This window comes from Rhodococcus sp. B10 (genome assembly GCF_011770055.1).
In the GTDB taxonomy this organism is placed as follows: Bacteria; Actinomycetota; Actinomycetes; order Mycobacteriales; family Mycobacteriaceae; genus Rhodococcoides; species Rhodococcoides kyotonensis_B.
Window position 1 is genome coordinate 1 of sequence record NZ_JAAFYV010000086.1, and the last position, 539, is coordinate 539.

At 59.9% G+C, this 539-nt stretch carries 1 rRNA gene; it reads right to left on the minus strand.

The features are described 5' to 3' along the window. Positions 1-420 precede the first annotated feature (420 nt). A 5S ribosomal RNA gene (gene rrf, locus RhoFasB10_RS25750) occupies positions 421-537 on the minus strand. Positions 538-539 lie beyond the last annotated feature (2 nt).

Consider the following 539-nt stretch of genomic DNA (forward strand, 5'->3'; position numbering starts at 1 on the left):
ACCACAACGCACGATCGGAGAAGCTCCGCAAGGCCACCACAGGAACCCGCCAACCACTACAGTGAAGACCGCTCACAGGTGATGAATTTCGCCGAGCACATCTGCTGAAGTTCGCTGAGCCTCGTCACGGTCGACGAGTTGTTGCAAAAGGCGCTCGGAGGAGATGCAGAACGAGGTTTGCTCGCCGATTGCTCTGCAGCGCAACCGAAGTCGCGCATCGATGGTCCGTGGCAGCGGGTAGACGGGGTGGATGGTTCATTCATGCCGTTCGCCGGCGGGGGTGTTCGCGTGAATGGCGCATTCATACGATCTGTCAGCGTGGATGGTTCATTGATGCCGTTCGCCGGCAGGTTTTATGTTTGGGTGTGGAAATGCAGAACACCCCGCAACCGTGGGTTGCGGGGTGTTCTGTGATGTTGTGCACGGCGGTGTCCTACTCTCCCACACCCTGTCGGGTGCAGTACCATCGGCGCTGGAGGGCTTAGCTTCCGGGTTCGGAATGGGACCGGGCGTTTCCCCTCCGCTATGGCCGCCGTAAC